The sequence below is a fragment of the Pseudomonas sp. LAP_36 genome, assembly GCF_019456785.1.
GTDB lineage: Bacteria > Pseudomonadota > Gammaproteobacteria > Pseudomonadales > Pseudomonadaceae > Aquipseudomonas > Aquipseudomonas tritici.
The window spans coordinates 1-232 of the sequence record NZ_JAHZMS010000038.1; the positions used below are offsets into that span (position 1 = coordinate 1).

Annotated in this window: 1 pseudogene; it reads right to left on the bottom strand. The window is 65.5% G+C overall.

What is annotated here, in order from left to right:
- A pseudogene (locus JBO08_RS28035) lies at positions 1-232 on the bottom strand (metal ABC transporter ATP-binding protein); the annotation flags it as partial.

Sequence of the window (232 nt, forward strand, 5' to 3'; positions counted from 1 at the left end):
ACCGCCGGATAACGCGCCCATGCGGCGTTTGCGTTTGTCCTGCATGCCCACCCGTTCCAGCGCCTCGCCAATCGCGGCGGCGGAGTGTTTGGACAGGCCCAGAAACGCCGGGCGCCGTTGACACATGGCGGCCATGAAATCGTCCACCGTCATCGGCAAGCCGCGGTCGAATTCCAGCGCCTGGGGCACGTAACCGATGGTGCCGGGCGTATTTGGCCACTGCAGGCGCAAT